The sequence below is a fragment of the Burkholderia sp. BCC0419 genome, from assembly GCF_902830285.1.
Classification (GTDB): Bacteria; Pseudomonadota; Gammaproteobacteria; order Burkholderiales; family Burkholderiaceae; genus Burkholderia.
In genome coordinates, this window is record NZ_CADESR010000002.1 from 174,388 (window position 1) to 191,771 (window position 17,384).

The 17,384-nt window shown below is 66.3% G+C and carries 17 protein-coding genes; 14 read left to right on the forward strand and 3 right to left on the reverse strand.

What is annotated here, in order from left to right; all coding sequences use genetic code 11:
- Positions 1–74: 74 nt before the first annotated feature.
- From HWW87_RS14270 to cysS, 8 genes are all read left to right on the forward strand, one after another.
- Positions 75–1,022: an LnmK family bifunctional acyltransferase/decarboxylase gene (locus HWW87_RS14270; protein ID WP_175820818.1), complete on the forward strand. Its 948-nt coding sequence runs from the start codon at positions 75–77 to the stop codon at positions 1,020–1,022.
- The gene (locus HWW87_RS14275; RefSeq protein WP_175820819.1) at positions 1,019–1,288 is read left to right on the forward strand and encodes an acyl carrier protein; all 270 of its coding nucleotides are present in this window, start codon (positions 1,019–1,021) and stop codon (positions 1,286–1,288) included. Before HWW87_RS14270 ends, HWW87_RS14275 begins: the two co-directional genes overlap by 4 nt.
- Entirely contained in the window at positions 1,285–2,514 is a 1,230-nt protein-coding gene (locus tag HWW87_RS14280) for a hydroxymethylglutaryl-CoA synthase family protein (RefSeq protein WP_175820820.1), read from the forward strand. The genes HWW87_RS14275 and HWW87_RS14280 overlap by 4 nt, the downstream gene beginning before the upstream one ends.
- A 33-nt stretch (positions 2,515–2,547) precedes the next feature.
- Positions 2,548–2,826 (forward strand): phosphopantetheine-binding protein, encoded by a 279-nt coding sequence (locus HWW87_RS14285; protein WP_059615572.1) that lies wholly within the window; start codon positions 2,548–2,550, stop codon positions 2,824–2,826.
- On the forward strand, positions 2,823–4,085 hold the full coding sequence (locus HWW87_RS14290; RefSeq protein ID WP_175820821.1) for a beta-ketoacyl synthase N-terminal-like domain-containing protein: 1,263 nt from the start codon (positions 2,823–2,825) through the stop codon (positions 4,083–4,085). Before HWW87_RS14285 ends, HWW87_RS14290 begins: the two co-directional genes overlap by 4 nt.
- Positions 4,082–5,341: a thioesterase domain-containing protein gene (locus tag HWW87_RS37560; RefSeq protein WP_208449939.1), complete on the forward strand. Its 1,260-nt coding sequence runs from the start codon at positions 4,082–4,084 to the stop codon at positions 5,339–5,341. Before HWW87_RS14290 ends, HWW87_RS37560 begins: the two co-directional genes overlap by 4 nt.
- 43 nt (positions 5,342–5,384) lie before the next feature.
- The gene (gene scpA / locus HWW87_RS14305) at positions 5,385–7,589 is read left to right on the forward strand and encodes a methylmalonyl-CoA mutase (protein ID WP_175820822.1); all 2,205 of its coding nucleotides are present in this window, start codon (positions 5,385–5,387) and stop codon (positions 7,587–7,589) included.
- A 95-nt stretch (positions 7,590–7,684) separates the two neighbouring features.
- The gene (cysS, locus tag HWW87_RS14310; protein ID WP_175820823.1) at positions 7,685–9,061 is read left to right on the forward strand and encodes a cysteine--tRNA ligase; all 1,377 of its coding nucleotides are present in this window, start codon (positions 7,685–7,687) and stop codon (positions 9,059–9,061) included.
- Positions 9,062–9,682: 621 nt separating this feature from the next.
- On the opposite strand, the gene HWW87_RS14315 is transcribed toward cysS, so the two are convergent.
- Both HWW87_RS14315 and HWW87_RS14320 read right to left on the reverse strand, forming a co-directional pair.
- Positions 9,683–10,195, reverse strand: a complete 513-nt coding sequence (locus HWW87_RS14315) for a DUF4262 domain-containing protein (protein WP_175820824.1) — start codon at positions 10,193–10,195, stop codon at positions 9,683–9,685.
- 121 nt (positions 10,196–10,316) lie between these two features.
- Entirely contained in the window at positions 10,317–12,170 is a 1,854-nt protein-coding gene (locus tag HWW87_RS14320; RefSeq protein ID WP_175820825.1) for an ABC transporter ATP-binding protein, read from the reverse strand.
- A 289-nt stretch (positions 12,171–12,459) separates the two neighbouring features.
- Here HWW87_RS14320 and HWW87_RS14325 point away from each other — a divergent pair, with 289 nt between their 5' ends.
- The 6 genes from HWW87_RS14325 to HWW87_RS14350 all read left to right on the forward strand — a co-directional run bounded on the left by HWW87_RS14325 (position 12,460) and on the right by HWW87_RS14350 (position 16,665).
- The gene (locus HWW87_RS14325; protein ID WP_175820826.1) at positions 12,460–13,026 is read left to right on the forward strand and encodes a TetR/AcrR family transcriptional regulator; all 567 of its coding nucleotides are present in this window, start codon (positions 12,460–12,462) and stop codon (positions 13,024–13,026) included.
- Positions 13,027–13,250: 224 nt separating this feature from the next.
- Entirely contained in the window at positions 13,251–13,676 is a 426-nt protein-coding gene (locus HWW87_RS14330) for an organic hydroperoxide resistance protein (RefSeq protein ID WP_046547194.1), read from the forward strand.
- A gap of 57 nt (positions 13,677–13,733) precedes the next feature.
- Complete coding sequence (locus tag HWW87_RS14335) at positions 13,734–14,768, forward strand: alpha/beta hydrolase (protein WP_175820827.1); 1,035 nt, start codon at positions 13,734–13,736, stop codon at positions 14,766–14,768.
- Positions 14,769–15,026: 258 nt separating this feature from the next.
- Positions 15,027–15,398: a CidA/LrgA family protein gene (locus HWW87_RS14340; protein WP_175820828.1), complete on the forward strand. Its 372-nt coding sequence runs from the start codon at positions 15,027–15,029 to the stop codon at positions 15,396–15,398.
- Positions 15,395–16,129, forward strand: a complete 735-nt coding sequence (locus HWW87_RS14345) for an LrgB family protein (RefSeq protein ID WP_175820829.1) — start codon at positions 15,395–15,397, stop codon at positions 16,127–16,129. The genes HWW87_RS14340 and HWW87_RS14345 overlap by 4 nt, the downstream gene beginning before the upstream one ends.
- A gap of 230 nt (positions 16,130–16,359) precedes the next feature.
- Positions 16,360–16,665 (forward strand): hypothetical protein, encoded by a 306-nt coding sequence (locus HWW87_RS14350; RefSeq protein ID WP_128847026.1) that lies wholly within the window; start codon positions 16,360–16,362, stop codon positions 16,663–16,665.
- 90 nt (positions 16,666–16,755) lie between these two features.
- Here the strand turns inward: HWW87_RS14350 and wrbA are convergent, their stop codons facing one another.
- Entirely contained in the window at positions 16,756–17,358 is a 603-nt protein-coding gene (wrbA, locus tag HWW87_RS14355) for an NAD(P)H:quinone oxidoreductase (protein WP_174386236.1), read from the reverse strand.
- Between the last annotated feature and the right edge of the window lie 26 nt (positions 17,359–17,384).

The following is a 17,384-nucleotide window of genomic DNA, read 5'->3' on the forward strand; positions in this document are numbered from 1 at the left end:
GGGCTGCCTTTGCGGCGGCCCGGGCCTCATGAGCCTCCCACAACCCTTGATTGAGTGTTGTAACGATGACCGTATTGGAAACTTTCGCCGGTTTCGAACCCGACACCCTGGTGCGGATCGATGACCAGTCGCTGTCGCGCCTCGTCACCGTGAAGCCCGCGATGTGCGGCCATAACGCCCGCCTCGCCGGCCAGATCGGTGACTGGACCTGGGAAGCGGTCAGCCACCTGTGCGGCGTGAATGCGTTTCGCGCTACCGACGCGCTGAACATGCCGACCTACCTGTCTTTCTTCTACTACCAGTTGATCGGCGACCAGGCATTTCATCTGCGGGTGCCGACGTTCGGCGACCGGCTGCAAGTGGTGTCGCGCTGCTACGGCTTCGGCCCGGAATCGATCCTGACCGTCCACCGGCTCGCGCCGGCCTCGCACGAGTTGCCGGCCACCGTCTCGGCGGAAGAGATGCTGCGCGCGCGGCTGCCCGGCTGCCTGTACGCGCAAACCTTCAATCGGTGGATCCAGCGTCGCGGCCAGGGCAACCGTGAACTGCAGTCGGCGGCGCCGTCCGGATTCCGCTACCAGCATCTCGACCGGCTGCCACCCGAGCTGTCGCCCCGCACCGCCTACGACGCCGCGCGCCGCGGCGGCAGCTTCGCGCCCGACGACGGCACGCTGTTGCTGCGCGACGACCTGCGGCTGGCCTACGAGGTCGACATGGGGCGCGACCTGAACGGCGTCGGCCTGCTCTATTTCGCGAGCTATTTCGAGATCGCCGACAGCGCGCTTGCGAAAGCCTGGCGCCAGCTAGGACGTGACGACGCGTCGTTTCTCGACCGGATCGTGCACGCCCAGCGCGTGTTGTTTCTTGCCAATGCGGACGCCTGCGCGAGCCTGGCAATCCGGATACGGCGTTTCGAGGTCCCGGCGCAGCCGGGCCGGGAAGTCTTCGATATCGGCATCAGCGAGCGCGACAGTGGACGCGTGCTGGCGATCATCGAACTCTGTTGCGAGGAAAAGGCATGACCGTACCATCCGACACCGTGCTGCGGGATACCCGCGAGCAGGTCCATGGCGTGCTGCTGGACATCATGCCGGCGCTGAATGCGGCGGACATCGACGAGCGCCGGCATCTCAAGGAGCTGGGCGCCGATTCGGTGGACCGCGTCGAGATCATCATGTCACTGCGCGAACGTTTCGGGCTTGACGTGGCGATGTCGCGTTTCAGCGACGTGCCGGACCTGCACACGCTGATCGTGCTGTTGGCCGCGCTGCGGGAGGGGGCGGCATGAGCGAAGTCGGCATCGAAAAACTCAACGTTTATGCCGGCGTCGCAGCGATCGACGTGGCCGAGCTGTTCCGCGGGCGTGGTCTCGATCCGGAGCGAATCGGCAACATCCAGCAGGATCGGCGTTCGCTCGGCCTCGGCTTCGAGGACCCGGTCACCAGCGCGGTCAATGCGGCGAAGCCGATCATCGAACAGCTCGGCGAAGCCGCCGACCGGATCGAGATGCTGATCGTGTCGAGCGAGTCGGGCGTGGATTACAGCAAGTCGCTGGCGTCATACGTGCACCGCTATCTCGGGCTCGGGCCGCACTGCCGCTTTCTCGAGGTCAAGCAGGCCTGCTATGGCGCGACGGCCGCCTTGCAGATGGCGCTCGGCTACCTCGGCTCCGGCGTCTCGCCCGGCGGCAAGGCGCTCGTCATCGCGACCGATATCTCGCTCGTCGATGCGCGGGCCGGGTATGCGGAGCCGTCGACCGGCTTCGGCGCGGTGGCGATGCTGCTCGGCCAGGCGCCCGAGGTCCTGACGATCGATCGCGGCGCGTTCGGCCTCTACAGCTACGAGACGATGGATTCCGCGCGGCCGCTGCCGACCCAGGACATCGCCGACGTCGACAAGTCGCTGTTCGCGTATCTCGACTGCCTCGGCAACAGCTTCAAGGACTATCAGTCGCGCGTGCCTGAGGCCGATTTCGTGACGACCTTCGGGCAGCTGTGCATGCACACGCCGTTCGCCGGCATCGTGCAGGCCGCGCACCGGAAGATGATGCGCGACGTCGCGAGGCTGTCCGATCCCGCGGTGCTGCGCGACGATTTCGCATGTCGCCTGCAGCCGTCACTGGTCTACCCGCGCCAGGTGGGGAACATGTGCTCGGGGTCGCTCTACCTCGCGCTGGCCAGTCTGATCGAAAACCGCGACGGTGACGCGCCGGTTCGCGTCGGGCTCTATGCGTACGGCTCGGGATGCTCGTCGGAATTCCTGAGCGGGGTCGTCGATGCCCGTTCGCGCGCCGCGCTCGAGCCGTTCGCGATTGCCGATGCGCTGGCGGCACGCACGCTCGTGTCGTTCGAACAGTACGAGGCGCTGCTGCGGACCACGCTTGGTGCGATCGCGCCCGTCAGTTCGCGCACCGTACGCATCGAGGACGACATCCCGCTGCTGCCGGCCAGACGGCCGAGGCTGCTCGCGCTCGCGCGGATCGCAGATTACGAACGCCACTACGAGTGGATCTAGCCGCTTCGACGGACAACGAGAGAGTACGACAACATGAAACACGCCATCCCGGCAGGACAGGATCTGGAAAGCACGGTATTGCAGGTGATCGCCGGCAATATTGCCGATTTCATGCCCGGCATCGACCCCGCGCAGGTGTCGATCGCCGGGAAACTGGCCGATTACGGCTGCAACAGCATCGACCGCATGGATATCGTCTGGAAGACACTCGATGATCTTCAGCTCGATATTCCCGTAACGGAATTCAGTGCGGTTCACGACCTGAGCGGCCTCGTCGCGCTGCTGTGCGGTTTCATCGGGCGTCGCAATTGATCGCGCCTGCCCTCGCCGTGACGGGCCTCGGCGCGGTCAGCGCATGCGGTCTCGGGACAGCGGCGTTGCTCGACGCCATGCGCGCCGGCCGAGTCGGCATCGAGCCCGGTGCCGCCCATGGCCTGCCGGCGAGCGCGCTCGCGCCGCTGCCCGATTGCGACATCGCCCGCGATGCCGGCGCGCTCGGCATCGACGCCGCGCTGGCGGCCAGACTGCAGCGAAACGCGCATCGGGCCGGCCAGGCGCGCCGCGCCGCGTTGCTGGCCGCCGCGCAGGCGTGGTGCCAGTCGGGCTCGCTTGCCGCCGCCGATCGTGTCGCACTGATCGTAAGCGGGTCGAATCTTGACCAGCAAGGTATCGCGGAGTCGATGTCGCGCGCGATGGAAGGGCGCGCGGTGCGGCCCGGCTACGCGAGCGATTTCATGGACTCCGATCATGTCGGGGCGATCAGCGAGGCGCTCGACATCCGGGGCGAGGGCTATGCGATCGGCGGTGCGTCGGCGAGCGGCGGCATCGCGCTCGCGCATGCGCGGCGCGCGCTGCTCAGTGGCGAGGTCGATGCCGTGCTTGTGGCCGGCGTGCCGATGATGCTGTCGGGCACCGAGTTGCAGGCGCTGGCGGCAGCCGGCGCGATGTACCGTGGCCCGGCGCCGCGGGCCGGCGAATGTGTCTGCCGGCCGTTCGACCGCGGGGCGTCCGGCTTCGTCTATGGCCAGGCCGGCGCTGCGATGGTGCTCGAGCCCGAGGAGGCGGTGCGCGCGCGCGGTGGCCGGACGCTTGCCCGCCTCGCCGCCGCGACGATGGGGCTCGACGCGAACCGCTCGACGAATCCGAGCGTGCAGGGCGAGGTAGGCGCGATGCGGCGCGCGCTGTCGCAGGCGGGCCTCGACGCCGCCGCGATCGACCTCGTCAGCGCACATGGAACCGCGTCGGTGCTCGGCGACCGGATCGAGGCGACGGCGCTCGCGGAGGTGTTCGCCGAGGCCGGTTGCCGGCCGGCGATCAACATGCCGAAGGCGCTGTTCGGTCATTGCCTGGCCAGCGCCGGATTGCTGGAAGCGGTGGCGCTCGTTCTGCAGATGCGCGCCGGGTTCGTGCACGGCAATCCGGCGCTCGACACGCCCGTCGACGATCGCCTCGACTGGGTCGGTGCGGATGCGCGCGAACGCCGGGCGGTTGCCGCGATGTCCAACAGCTTCGGCTTCGGCGGCATCAATTCATCCCAGATCTTTACTCTTCCCCAGGAATCCTACCCATGACCCCAAGCTGGATCGGCGGGCGTCCGCTCAACTCCGACACCGCCACGACGCGGCTGATCTGTTTTTCCCATGCGGGCGGCGGAACGGCGCTCTATGCGCCCTGGCGCACCGCATTCGGGCCCGAGATCGAAGTGTGCCCGGTGTTGCTGCCCGGGCGCGAGGCCCGGATGCGGGAGCGTGCCTATCGCCGAATGGAGGACCTGATCGATCCGCTCGTCGATGCGCTGATGCCGTATCTGGACCGGCCATTCTCGCTGTTCGGACACAGCATGGGCTCGATCGTGGCGTTCGAGGTGGCGCGCCGCGTGGCGGGGCTCGGTCGGGTGCCGTGCTCACTGCTCGTCTCGGGACGCCGGGCGCCCCACCTGCGCAGTCCGCGGCCGCCCGTTCACTGCCTCGACGACGCGGCTTTCGCCGACGCGATCGCCGAACTCGGCGGCACTCCCGAGGAAGTGTTACGTGATCGCGGGATCTTCCAGACGTTTGCGCCAAGCCTGCGCGCCGATTTCGAATTGAACGAGCGCTATACGCCACTGATCGGGCCGCCTCTCGCTTGCGAGATCGTCGCGTTTTCCGGCGACCGTGATCCGCAGGTCACCGAGTCCGAATTGCTGGCCTGGCGGGAAGTGACGAGCGGCCCGTTTTCGCACCACCTGCTCGACGGCAACCACTTCTATCTGCAGGCGTCGCCCGCGCCGCTGCTCGCGCTTGTCGGTGCGCATCTGCGCGGGATGGCGACCGCCCAGGCGACCCGTCCGGCGCCGTGCGAGACGTCGCGGCCGTTCACGGTCCTGGGCGTGCATCACGTTGCGATCGGGGGGCCTGACAAGGCGCGCCTGACGAATCTGTGGGTGAACCTGCTGGGGCTGTCGGTGGCGGAGCGCTTTCGCAGCGATGCCGACAACGTGGACGAGGACATCCTGATCGCGGGTGCGGGCGCCGGTGCCGTCGAGATCGACCTGATGCAGCCGCTCGACCCGGCGCGCAAACCCGACGTGACCCGTCCCGCGCTCAACCATATCGGCCTCGCCGTCAGCGACCTCGATGCGGCCGTCGCGTGGCTGGCCGCGAAAGGCGTGCGATTTGCCGATGGCGGGATCCGGCGCGGCGCGGGTGGTGCGCGCGTCGCCTTCATTCATCCGGCAGCCAGCGCGCAGTTTCCGCTGGGCGGTGAAGGCGTCCTGATCGAGCTCGTGGAGGCCGTGTCGGCTGTCGGGCACGACGCCCGCGACGAACGCGTCCGGCAGCCGGTGTGAGCGGCGCCGTCGCGTCACCCGAAGTCCCACTGGAGGAACAACCATGCCTGACAATCGAGATCCGGGCGCGCCGGCAGCGGCGCCGAACCTCGCCGCGCTGCAACGCGAGATGGAGCAGATCCGGCTGAAGCCGTTGTATACCGCAGCGGACACGGCGGGGCTGCCGTTTCAAGACACCTTGCCGGGCGCGCCACCGTATCTGCGCGGCCCGTACGAGACGATGTACACGACGCGTCCGTGGACGATCCGCCAATACGCGGGCTTTTCAACCGCGCAGGAGTCGAACGCGTTCTATCGCAACGCGCTGCGGGACGGCGTCGACGGAATCTCGGTCGCTTTCGACCTGCCGACCCATCGCGGCTACGACTCGGACAACGCCCGCGTCGCCGCCGATGTCGGGATGGCGGGCGTCGCGATCGATTCCGTGGAGGACATGAAGGTCTTGTTCGACGGCATACCGCTCGACAGGATTTCGGTTTCGATGACGATGAACGGCGCCGTGCTGCCGATCATGGCCTGCTTCATCGTCGCGGCCGAGGAGCAGGGCGTCGCGGAATCCGCGCTGACCGGAACGATTCAGAACGACATTCTGAAAGAGTTCATGGTGCGCAACACCTATATTTACCCCGTGCGCCCGTCGATGCGGATCGCCACCGACGTGATCGAATACTGCGCGACCCGCATCAAGAAGTTCAATTCGATTTCGATCTCCGGCTACCACATGCATGAGGCGGGCGCGTCGCCGACGGTCGAACTGGCGTTCACGCTCGCCAACGCGCGCGAGTACGTGAGGGGCGTGCTGGCGCGCGGTCTCGCCATCGACGCGTTCGCGAGCAGGCTCAGCTTTTTCTTCGCGGTCGGCATGAACTTCTACCTCGAGATCGCGAAGTTGCGCGCCGCCCGCCAGCTCTGGTGGCAACTCGTCGGCGAGTTCAATCCGGCCAGCGAACGCTCCCGCATGCTGCGCACGCACTGCCAGACCTCGGGGTGGTCGCTGACGCGGCAGGAGCCATACAACAACGTGGTGCGCACCACGATCGAGGCAATGGCGGCCGTGTTCGGCGGCACCCAGTCGCTGCACACCAACTCGCTCGACGAGGCGATCGCGTTGCCGAGCGAGTTTTCGGCGCGCCTCGCGCGCAACACGCAACTGATCATTCGCGAGGAAACGCAGATCCCGAACGTGGTCGATCCATGGGCCGGATCGTACATGATGGAATCGCTGACCCAGGATATCGTCACCCAGGTCACGCAGGTCATGGACGAGATCGAACAGCTCGGCGGCGTGATCGGCGCGATCGAATCGGGCTGGGCCAAGCGCAAGATTGCCCACGATGCGTCGCGCAAGCAGGCGCGGATCGACGCGAACGTGGATGTGATCGTCGGTGTCAACAAATACCGGCCCGACACCCCGGACTGCGAGACCAAGGTGCGCAGGATCGACAACAGCGCGGTGCGCGGGGAACAGGTCGAACGCTTGCGGCGCCTGAAAGCGACGCGCAGCCAGCGCGATGTCGATGCCGCGCTGGCCGCGTTGCGCGACGCTGCCGCACGCGGGCAGGCAGACCGTGGCCGGCGCAACCTGCTCGATGCGGCGATCCAGGCGGCTCGCGTTCGCGCGACGGTCGGCGAAATCTCCGCCGCGATCGAGGCCGTGTGGGGCCGGTATTCGGTTCGGACGGAGGTGCTTGCGGGCGTCTACGAACGTGAGTTCGCGAACGATGCCGGATGGCAACGGCTCGTCTCGGAGATCGCGCAGTTCTCGGCCACGCACGGTGGTCCGCCGCGCGTTCTGATGGCGAAGCTCGGCCAGGACGGACATGACCGTGGGATCGGTGTGGTGTCGGGCGCCCTTAAGGATCTGGGCTTTTCCGTCGTAACGGGAACACTGTTCCAGACCGCCGAGGAAGTGGTTCGGATCGCGTCCAGCGAACAGGTTCACGCGATCGGCATCTCATCGCTGACGGCAGGGCACGGGGTCTCGATTCCAGCCCTGATGGACGGCATGGACCGGCATCTGCCGTACCGGCTGCCCGTCTTTCTCGGCGGCGTGATTCCCGACTCGGACCATCCGGAACTCCGTCGTCTCGGCGTCGCGGACATCTTCGGCCCGGGAACGCCGATCGTCGATTTCGCTTCGATCATGTTGCGCCGGATCGAAGCCGAACTCGGCGCGCGCATGGCCCCGGACCCGCGGCCGGCCGGCCGGACCGATTCGCTGCCCGTTACTGACACGATGTCCGGCTGATCCACGGCGGCCTACCGGTTGCGGCGCCGGCGCCCGCTCGATTCGTCATGACATCGGGCCAGCCGCGGCCCTCCTTATCCCTTTACCGCGATACGATGGAAATTCTTCTTTACGACACCTGGGAGCGCTCGCTGCGGCCGTTCAGTCCGATTCATGCGGACTGGGTCGGGTTGTATTGCTGTGGCCCGACCGTCTACGACCATGCCCATATCGGCAATCTGAGAACCTATCTCTTCGAGGATCTGTTGCGCCGGACCCTGGAATTCAACGGCTATACGGTTCGCCATGTCGTCAATATCACCGATGTCGGCCATCTGCTGTCCGACCAGGACGAAGGCGAAGACAAGGTCGAGCGTCGGAGCCGACGCAGCGGCGTGTCGGCCTGGGCCCTCGCTGAACGCTACACCGAGGCGTTCATCACTGATCTCGGGCTGCTCAATATCCAGCTACCGACGATCTGGTGCAAGGCGACTGACCATATCAAAGAGCAGATCGCGCTGATCGAATCGCTCGACGAGCGCGGGTTTACCTACCGCACGCAGGATGGCGTCTATTTCGACACGTCGCGGCAGGAGGGTTACGGCTATCTCGCCAGACTCGACAAGGCAGGACTCGATGCCGGCGTGCGAGTCTCGATGGGCGAAAAGCGCAGCGCAACCGACTTCGCGCTCTGGAAGTTCAGCCGCGCGGACGAGCAGCGCCAGATGGAATGGGCCAGCCCGTGGGGAACCGGATTTCCCGGATGGCACAGCGAATGTTCGGCGATGTCGTGCAAGTACCTCGGACCATGGTTCGATATCCACTGCGGCGGCGAGGATCACGTTCCCGTCCACCATACGAACGAGATCGCGCAGAACGAGGCTCGTCACGGCACACGGCTCGCGAATTTCTGGCTGCACGGTCATTTCCTGCAGGTCGACAAGACGAAGATGTCGAAATCGAGCGGCGATTTCCTGCGATTACGATCGCTGATCGACGAGGGCGTCGATCCGCTCGCTTTTCGCTATCTATGCCTCGGCGCGCATTATCGCGGCCACCTCAATTTTTCCTGGAGCGCGTTGCAGGGTGCAAGCGCGGCGCTGAACCGGCTCCGTCAAAAGTACTTCGAGCTTCCGGCCGGAGGCGACGTCGATCCCGATTTCATCCGGCGATTCCGGGCAGAGGTGAATCGCGATCTGAGTACGGCAAACGGACTGGCAATGGTGTGGGACTTGTTGAAAAGCACGCTGCCCGATGCGCGCAAGAAGGCCACCCTCGCCGCAGTCGACGCCGTACTAGGCCTGTGCCTCATGCAATGGAGTCCGGACGACAATGAAGCGATTCCTGAGCCGATTCGTAAACTGCTGCGTGAACGGACGGCAAGCCGAGCCAGTAGGGACTGGGGACGATCAGATGCCTTGCGGGCGGAAATCGAGGCGCAGGGTTACGTGGTCGAAGATTGTGGGGTGGGCACTCGGATTCGGTGCCGATAGACCTCTTCTGGGACCCAGTGAAAGTCACCGCCGGTGCAGTGTGGCTCGCTTACCTCATTCTGCACTTGCCTAGATATGACAATGCATAGCGTTTGGAATCCTAATTTTTATAATCAGCAATGGCGTCGGAAAAAGTGTGGCGGCTCTATACAACGTTGTCGTCCAGACATAGAGAGATGTCGCATTTCTGAGCTTGCAAGCTGCTGGCTTATGCGGACATGTGGGGCCAGCCATGCATCCAGCGGGAGTCGTGACCTAACCATGCGCGAACTCGACCGACTCAAAGTGATCTCAAGCTGTCGAGAAGAGTTTGAGGCTCGGTGTTGTCTGAGCGTTCGCCAAGTCGAGCGGCTAGTTCAGCCATACCAGCAATAGGGCGCGGGTTGAATTGACGTCACGTAAGCGAGGGTTCCTCGGCAACCGGAAGCTGGATGAAGGGATCGCTCTTCGAGCGCTGACGATCATCCGGAAGCGCTATGCCGATTCCGGGCCGACTGCAATGAGCTGGTGCTGACCTACCCCCTTCAATAAGGCAAATGGATGCGCGCGCAACGGATTGACGACCGGCGCGCGGATCGCGCGTGCATCGCGACAGGCGCGCCGTCCGACTCGGTGCGCCGGTCAGTGGCGCTCGTCGCCCGATGCGAACAGGCGCGGCTGCGCCGCGTTCAACGCGTCGTCCGCCTCCGGCTGCCATGGAAAAACCCCGTTGCGGTCGGGCCACAGCAACTGGACGCACGGGAACGCGTCGTTGCCGTAGAACCAGCGGTTCCAGCCGAGATGAGCTTCGTAGTGGGCTGGCTCGACCGGCATCAGCAGCGCGTTCGCGTTGCCGTAGACGGCGGCCGTGACTTCCCCGATCGGCGGCGGCGTGCCGGCCGCGACCTTCCGGTAGACGTCCCACAGCACGTCATGGACGATGCGCGCCGGCAACGAGAACACGATGATTTCCGGGAAACCGTGGTTGACCCACAGCCCGGTCGTGAACGAGAAGCCTGGTTCGTCGCCTTCCGCGAACACTTCCGTGCGGAACCACCCGTGCTGGCGAATCTGATGCACGAAGCGCTGCTCGTTTTCCTCGAGCACCGAATCGGGCGCATCGAGCGCGGTCGCGATATCCGGTCGCGTGGTCATGGGGTCTCCTTGGGTCTGCGTCGGTCGGTACGGAGCCGGGCGATGGCGCCCGGCCGGCGGGAAGCGATCACGGCGATATCCGCCGCCGATCGATGGCCGCCATGTTGCCATGGCGGCCGGCCTACTGCGCCACGCTTTCCGCGTCCGCCGTTTCGCCGAGGAACCCGCCGCTCTGGTGCGCCCACAGCGCCGCATAAATGCCGCCCGCCTGCAGCAACTGCTGGTGCGTGCCTTCCTCGACGATGCGCCCTTCGTCGAGCACGATCAGCTGGTCCATCGCGGCGATCGTCGACAGCCGGTGCGCGATCGCGATCACCGTCTTGCCGCGCATCAGGCTGTCGAGGCTGCGCTGGATCGCGACTTCGACCTCGGAGTCGAGCGCGCTGGTCGCTTCGTCGAGCACGAGGATCGGCGCATCCTTGAGCATCACGCGCGCGATCGCGACGCGCTGCCGCTGGCCGCCCGACAGCTTCACGCCGCGTTCGCCGACTTCGACGTCGTAGCCGCTGCGGCCGTGGCGGTCGCGCAGCCGGTCGATGAACTCGGACGCTTCCGCGCGCACGGCCGCATCCTGCATCTCGCGCTCGGTCGCGTCGGGGCGGCCGTACAGCAGATTTTCTCGCATCGTCCGGTGCAGCAGCGACGTATCCTGCGTGACCATCCCGATCGCGGCGCGCAGGCTGTCCTGCGTCACGTGCGCGATGTCCTGCCCGTCGATCCGGATCGTGCCGCCGCCGACGTCGTAGAAGCGCAGCAGCAGGTTCACGAGCGTCGACTTGCCGGCGCCCGAGCGGCCGATCAGTCCGATTCGCTCGCCCGGCCGGATCGTCAGGTTCAGCCCGTCGAATACCGCGCGATCGTTGTCCTCGTGCGCGAACTGCACGTTGTCGAACACGATTTCGCCGCGCTTCACCGCGAGCGGCTTCGCATCGGACGCGTCGACCACGCTGCGCACCTTCGTCAGCGTGTTGATGCCGTCCTGGATCGTGCCGACGTTCTCGAACAGCTCGGTCATTTCCCACATGATCCAGTGCGAATAGCTCGACAGGCGCAGCGCCATCGCGATCACGGCCGCGACGACGCCCGCGCTTGCCTCGCCGTGCATCCACAGCGCGAGTGCGAGGCCGGCCGAGCCGATCAGCAGCAGCGTCGACAGCAGGTGGTTGACGATCTCGAATGCGCTGACGAGCCGCATCTGCGCGTCGCCGGTCGCCTTGAACGCTTCCATCGCGCGCCGCGCGTGGTCGGCTTCGCGCCGCGTATGCGAGAACAGCTTCACGGTCGTGATGTTCGAATACGCGTCGGTGATGCGGCCCGTCATCAGCGCGCGCGCGTCGGCCTGCCGGCTGCCGACCGCACCGAGGCGCGGCACGAAATACGCGCACGCCGCGCCGTAGCCGAGCGCCCACAGCACGAGCGGAATCATCAGCCGCCAGTCGAAGCTGGCGGCGAGGATGAGGATGCCGATCAGGTAGGCGGTGACGCCGATCACGACGTCGACCGACATGAACAGCGCGTCGCGCACCGCGAGCGCGGTCTGCATGATCTTGGTCGTCACGCGGCCCGCGAACTCGTTCGCATAGAACGACAGGCTCTGGTCGAGCATCAGCCGGTGAAACAGCCAGCGCAGCCGCATCGGGAAGTTGATCGCGAGCACCTGGTGCTTGACCAACGTATGCAGCGCGATCAGCAGCACGCTGCCGGCGAGGATCGCCGCGAAACCGGCGAGCGTGCCGAAGTGGCGGCCGCCGAATTCGGCCGGTGTCGACGACGACAGCCAGTCGACCACGTGCCCCATCATCGCGAACAGCGCGGCTTCGTACGCGGCCAGCGCGGCCGACGTCAGCGCGATCAGCAGGATCCAGCCGCGCGCGCCCTGCGTGCACGCCCAGACGAACGAGAAGAATCCCTTCGGCGGCGTGGCGGGATCTTCGAGCGGGAAAGTCGGCAGGCGCCGTTCAAACCACGAATACATCGACTTGTTCTCCTTATGCGGCCCGACGCGGCGGGCGGGCCGATGATGCCGGGCCGGATGCGAGGCGGTCATCGTGTGCCGGCACGTCCGTTCCAGCCGATGGACGTTACGCCGCGATCGCGTGGCCCGGCGTCAAGTGTCGCATCGATTCGACCGTGCTGCAGGCGGGTTGTAAGCCGCCCCGGCCGTGCGAACGGCGCCGTACTTGCGCATCGGGCTCGCAGAAATGATCATCGCGCCCCTAAAAAACTTCTTGACTGTCTATCTATGAGTAGATAAAGTTCGATCCATGGAAACGAAACCGACCGTCCGCGAACAGATTCTCGACCACGCGATCACGCTGATGATGCAGCGCGGTTACAACGGCTTCAGCTATCGAGATCTGTCCGACCTGGTGGGCGTGAAGACGTCGAGCATCCACTACTACTTCCCGTCGAAGGACGATCTCGTGCTGGAAGCGGTGGCGGCCTACAGCGACGAAGTCCTCGCGGCCGTGCGGGCGATCGATCCGGCCTTGCCGGCCGACGTGAAGCTGAGCCTGTACACGAAGATGTTCGGCCGCACGCTCGGCGACGGCAACCTGATCTGCCTGTGCGGGATGCTCGCGGCCGACATCGAAACGTTGCCGGAGAACGTGCGGCTGGCCGTGCAGGCGTTCTTCAAGGCCAACGAAAGTTGGCTGGCGGAATTGCTCGCGCAAGGCGCGCAGGAAGGCACGCTGCAGTTCAGCGGCGAGCCCGACACGGCGGCGCGCACGTTGTACGCGGCGTTCCAGGGCAGCGTGCTGGCCAGCAGGCTGTTTCACACGCGGGCGCGCCTCGAGGACGTCGAGGCCGTCTGGAAAACGCGGCCCTGACGGGCGGCGCAAGCAGTCGGGCGGTTCGCCGCCTTTTTATTGAATCTCGTTATCTATCATGTAGTAGATAGATGGCTGGCGCAGGTGGATCATCCATCTGCATTTTTTGGGGATGGTTGTCTATCTATGAGTAGATAAATTAATGCGATGTCGGCGGAAAAGCCGCCGGCACGTGGTCCCCGGTTCGAAAGCTGTTTCATTCATTTGCTGAAAAGGAGTCTGTCATGTCGATCGAAAAAGTGCTGTACCGCGCCCATGCAAAAGCCACCGGCGGCCGCGACGGCCGTGCGACGGTGCCCGAAAGCGGCCTCGACCTGAAGCTGACCACGCCGCGCGAGCTCGGCGGCGCGGGCGGTGCGGGTGCGAACCCCGAGCAACTGTTCGCCGCCGGCTACAGCGCGTGCTTCATCGGCGCGATGAAGTTCGTCGCGGCGCGCGACAAGATCGCGATCCCCGCGGACGCCGCGATCGAAGGCAGCGTCGGCATCGGCGCGATCCCGAACGGCTTCGGCATCGAAGTCGAACTGAAGATCTCGCTGCCGGGCCTCGATCGCGATGTCGCGCAAACGCTGATCGACCGTGCGCACGTCGTCTGCCCGTACTCGAACGCGACGCGCGGCAACATCGACGTCACGCTCACGCTCGTCTGATCAGTCGCACTGCCAACCATCCATCGCCATTCAAAGATTCGACCAAGGAGTTGCACCATGAAGATCGTCAAGCCGCTGCTGATCGCCGCCGCCGTGGCAGCCGCACTCTCTACCGCGCCTGCCGCGTTCGCCGCGGGTGCTGACGCCATCGGTCCCGATACGAAGACGAGCGCGTTCCTCGCCGCGCTGAACGGCCAGAAGGGCCCGGGCCTCGAAACGCTGAGCCCCGCGAAGGCGCGCCAGGTGCTGGTCGACGCACAGAACGGCGTGAAGGTCGATCTGTCCGGCATCGACGTGTCCAATCGTACGATCGAACAGGACGGCCTGTCGGTGCCGGTCACGATCGTGCGCCCGCAAGGCGTGACGGGCACGCCGCCGGTATTCGTGTTCATCCACGGCGGCGGCTGGGTGCTCGGCGATTTCCCGACGCACGAGCGCCTCGTGCGCGATCTCGTCGTGCAGTCGGGCGCCGTCGCGGTGTTCGTGAACTACACGCCGTCGCCGGAAGCGCGTTACCCGGTCGCGATCAACCAGGCATATGCGGCGACGAAATGGGTGGCCGCGCACGGCGCGGAGATCGGCGTCGACGGCAGCCGCCTCGCGGTGGTCGGCAACAGCGTCGGCGGGAACATGTCGGCTGTCGTCGCGCTGATGGCGAAGGACAAGGGCGGCCCCGCGATCCGCTTCCAGGGGCTGATGTGGCCAGTCACGGACCACAACTTCAACACGGGTTCGTACAACGCGTACCAGCAGGGCCACTTCCTGACGCGGCCGCTGATGAAGTGGTTCTGGGACGCCTATACGAAGAACGAAGCGCAACGCAACGAGATCTACGCGTCGCCGCTGCGCGCGAGCGTCGCGCAGTTGAAGGGGCTGCCGCCCGCGCTGATCCAGGTCGCGCAGTTCGACGTGCTGCGTGACGAAGGCGAAGCGTACGGCCGCAAGCTCGACGCGGCCGGCGTGGACGCGACGACCACGCGCTACGACGGCACGATCCATGATTTCGGTCTGCTGAACGCGTTGGCCGACGATGCGCCGACGAAGGCCGCGACGAAGGCGATGGCCAATGAAATCGCGACACGGCTGAAGTAACGCGATCGGCGGTCGTTGGAACCTGAACGACAGGACGGCGGGCACGTGCCCGCCGTTTTTTGCGTGCGTGCTTTTCGTTCATGCCCGGCAGCGTGTCGGGCGAAACGGTCGAATGGCGATCGCGCCATCGCACGATCGCGCCCGGCCGCCGGCATTGTTGGTACGATCGCGCGTATCGTTCACGCCGGCGTCGCCAGCCGCCGGCTCATCGGCCGCGCGGCTGCACGGTAGCGCGGCCACGTTCGGGAGAAGCGGTTCATGTTGCAGGCGTTCGCGGTCTTGCTGATCTTCCAGTGTCTAGGGGAAGGCGTGTCCTATCTGTTCGGCCTGCCGGTGCCGGGCCCCGTGATCGGCATGCTGCTGCTGTTCGGCTTCGTGATGCTGCGCCCGCAGGCGGCCGATGCGATCGAGCCGACCGCGCTCGAGCTGCTGCGTCACCTGTCGCTGCTGTTCGTGCCGGCCGGCGTCGGCATCATGGTGTCGGCCGACCGCGTGCGCGGCGACGCGGTCGCGGTCATCGTCGCGCTGGCCGTCAGCACCACGCTCGCGATCGCGGTGACGGCGCTCGTCACGCGGGCACTGCTGCGGCGCCAGCGCCGCGCGGGCGGCACCGCGGAGGGCGCGCAATGACGGCCTTCCCGAAGCTCGGCGCGATCTGGGTCTATCTCGCCGCGAGCCCGCTGCTCGGCCTGACCATCACGCTGGTCGCGTATTTGTTCGCGCAGGCCGTCTATGCCCGCGCACGTTTCAACCCGCTCGCCAATCCGGTGCTGATCGCGGTCGCGATGATCGTCGTGCTGCTGACGCTCACGCATACGCCGTATCCGACGTATTTCGAAGGCGCGCAGTTCGTCCACTTCCTGCTCGGCCCCGCGACCGTCGCGCTCGCGCTGCCGCTGTACCGCCAGTGGTCGAAGCTGCGGCGCACCGCGCTGCCGCTGCTCGTCGGCCTGCTGGCGGGTTCGCTGACCGCGATCGTATCGGCGGTCGGCATCGCCGCGCTGTTCGGGGCGTCGCACCAGACGATCGCGTCGCTCGCGCCGAAATCGGCGACGACGCCGATCGCGATGGCCGTCGCCGCCGAGATCGGCGGCATTCCGTCGCTCACGGCCGTGCTCGTGATCTCGACCGGGATCTTCGGCGCGGTGTGCGCGCGCGGCATCCTCAATCTGCTGCGGATCGACGAGCCGGCCGTGCGCGGCTTCGCGCTCGGCGTCGCGTCGCACGGGATCGGCACCGCGCGCGCGTTCCAGGTCAGCGAGGAAGCCGGCGCGTTTGCCGGGCTCGGGATGGGATTGAACGGCGTGCTGACGGCGTTCGTCGTGCCGATCCTGCTGCCGGTGCTGTCGCGCTGGATCTGAGCACCGGCCCGCGCCGGCCCGGGGTATCGGTTTCCCTGATGGCGCGGACAAGAGGCCGAACGGACGGCGCACCCGGCGCGCATGTATCGTTGACGTTATCAGGAGAATTCAGGAACGCACACGGACATTTGCGCGGCGATCGGCTAACGTTGCATCGGTGCCGTTGTCGCAAGCCGTCGCGTGCGCGCCGGTGTCCGACCCACACTCAACAATCGACAAGGAGATCGGCCATGAAGCAGTCTCGCGTGGTTTCGGTGGCAGTAGCAGTAGCGGCGTCGTTCGGTCTGTTGTTGACCGCCGCGCCGGCGGCATACGCGCAGGACCCGGCGTCCGCGCCGACGCAGAAGCAGCTCGACAAGGCGCAGAAGAAGGCGGCGCGCAAGGCGGCCCGCGCGCGGCACGCGTCGGACCTGAAGGCGATCGGCACCGGCAGCGGCTACCGGTTGACCAACGACCAGAGCAACTATCCGCAGAACGCCGTGCAGAAGGCGCCCGCGACGAAGGCGGCGCCGGCCGCGCCGGCTTCAGGCCAGTAACGGTCGAAAGCGTGGCACAGGACGAACGGCGCCGGTCGAACCGGCGCCGTTCGTTCGTGTGCGGGACTGCGGGGTCGCGAGGCCGCCGCGTTACGACGCGAGCTTGCTCGCGAGTTCCGCCACGTGCTTGCCCTGGTAGCGCGCGATGTCGAGCTCGTTCGCGCTCGGCTGGCGGCTGCCGTCCGCGCCCGCGAGCGTGGTCGCGCCGTACGGCGTGCCGCCGGTGATTTCGCTCATGTTGACGAGCCCGCTGCATGCATACGGCACGCCCACGATCACCATCCCCTGGTGCAGCAGCGTCGTGTGGAACGACGTGATCGTCGTTTCCTGGCCGCCGTGCTGCGTGCCGGTCGACGCGAACACGCTGCCGATCTTGCCGACGAGCGCGCCTTTCATCCACAGGCCGCCGGTCTGGTCGAGGAACGTGCGCATCTGGCCGGCCATGTTGCCGAAGCGGGTCGGCGTGCCGAAGATGATCGCATCGTAGTCGGCGAGTTCGTCCACCGTCGCGACCGGCGCGGCCTGGTCGACCTTCACGCCGATCGCGCGGGCCTGGTCGACGGGGATCGTTTCCGGCACGCGCTTGAGCGTGACCTCGACGCCGGGCACCGATTTCGCGCCCTCCGCGATGTGCTGCGCCATCGTTTCGACGTGCCCGTAGGACGAGTAGTACAGAACGAGAACCTTGGCCATGTTGCGAATCTCCGATTAAAAGGGCC

What these genes read in the sequence shown, in the direction of transcription:
- HWW87_RS14335 (WP_175820827.1), top strand. Translation starts at nt 13,734, where the DNA reads ATGAAGATCGTCAAGCCGCTGCTGATCGCCGCCGCCGTGGCAGCCGCA.
- HWW87_RS14330 (WP_046547194.1), top strand. Translation starts at nt 13,251, where the DNA reads ATGTCGATCGAAAAAGTGCTGTACCGCGCCCATGCAAAAGCCACCGGC.
- HWW87_RS14275 (WP_175820819.1), top strand. Translation starts at nt 1,019, where the DNA reads ATGACCGTACCATCCGACACCGTGCTGCGGGATACCCGCGAGCAGGTC.
- scpA (WP_175820822.1), top strand. Translation starts at nt 5,385, where the DNA reads ATGCCTGACAATCGAGATCCGGGCGCGCCGGCAGCGGCGCCGAACCTC.
- HWW87_RS14285 (WP_059615572.1), top strand. Translation starts at nt 2,548, where the DNA reads ATGAAACACGCCATCCCGGCAGGACAGGATCTGGAAAGCACGGTATTG.
- HWW87_RS14315 (WP_175820824.1), bottom strand. Translation starts at nt 10,195, where the DNA reads ATGACCACGCGACCGGATATCGCGACCGCGCTCGATGCGCCCGATTCG.
- HWW87_RS14280 (WP_175820820.1), top strand. Translation starts at nt 1,285, where the DNA reads ATGAGCGAAGTCGGCATCGAAAAACTCAACGTTTATGCCGGCGTCGCA.
- wrbA (WP_174386236.1), bottom strand. Translation starts at nt 17,358, where the DNA reads ATGGCCAAGGTTCTCGTTCTGTACTACTCGTCCTACGGGCACGTCGAA.
- HWW87_RS14350 (WP_128847026.1), top strand. Translation starts at nt 16,360, where the DNA reads ATGAAGCAGTCTCGCGTGGTTTCGGTGGCAGTAGCAGTAGCGGCGTCG.
- HWW87_RS14345 (WP_175820829.1), top strand. Translation starts at nt 15,395, where the DNA reads ATGACGGCCTTCCCGAAGCTCGGCGCGATCTGGGTCTATCTCGCCGCG.
- HWW87_RS14340 (WP_175820828.1), top strand. Translation starts at nt 15,027, where the DNA reads ATGTTGCAGGCGTTCGCGGTCTTGCTGATCTTCCAGTGTCTAGGGGAA.
- HWW87_RS37560 (WP_208449939.1), top strand. Translation starts at nt 4,082, where the DNA reads ATGACCCCAAGCTGGATCGGCGGGCGTCCGCTCAACTCCGACACCGCC.
- HWW87_RS14320 (WP_175820825.1), bottom strand. Translation starts at nt 12,170, where the DNA reads ATGTATTCGTGGTTTGAACGGCGCCTGCCGACTTTCCCGCTCGAAGAT.
- cysS (WP_175820823.1), top strand. Translation starts at nt 7,685, where the DNA reads ATGGAAATTCTTCTTTACGACACCTGGGAGCGCTCGCTGCGGCCGTTC.
- HWW87_RS14325 (WP_175820826.1), top strand. Translation starts at nt 12,460, where the DNA reads ATGGAAACGAAACCGACCGTCCGCGAACAGATTCTCGACCACGCGATC.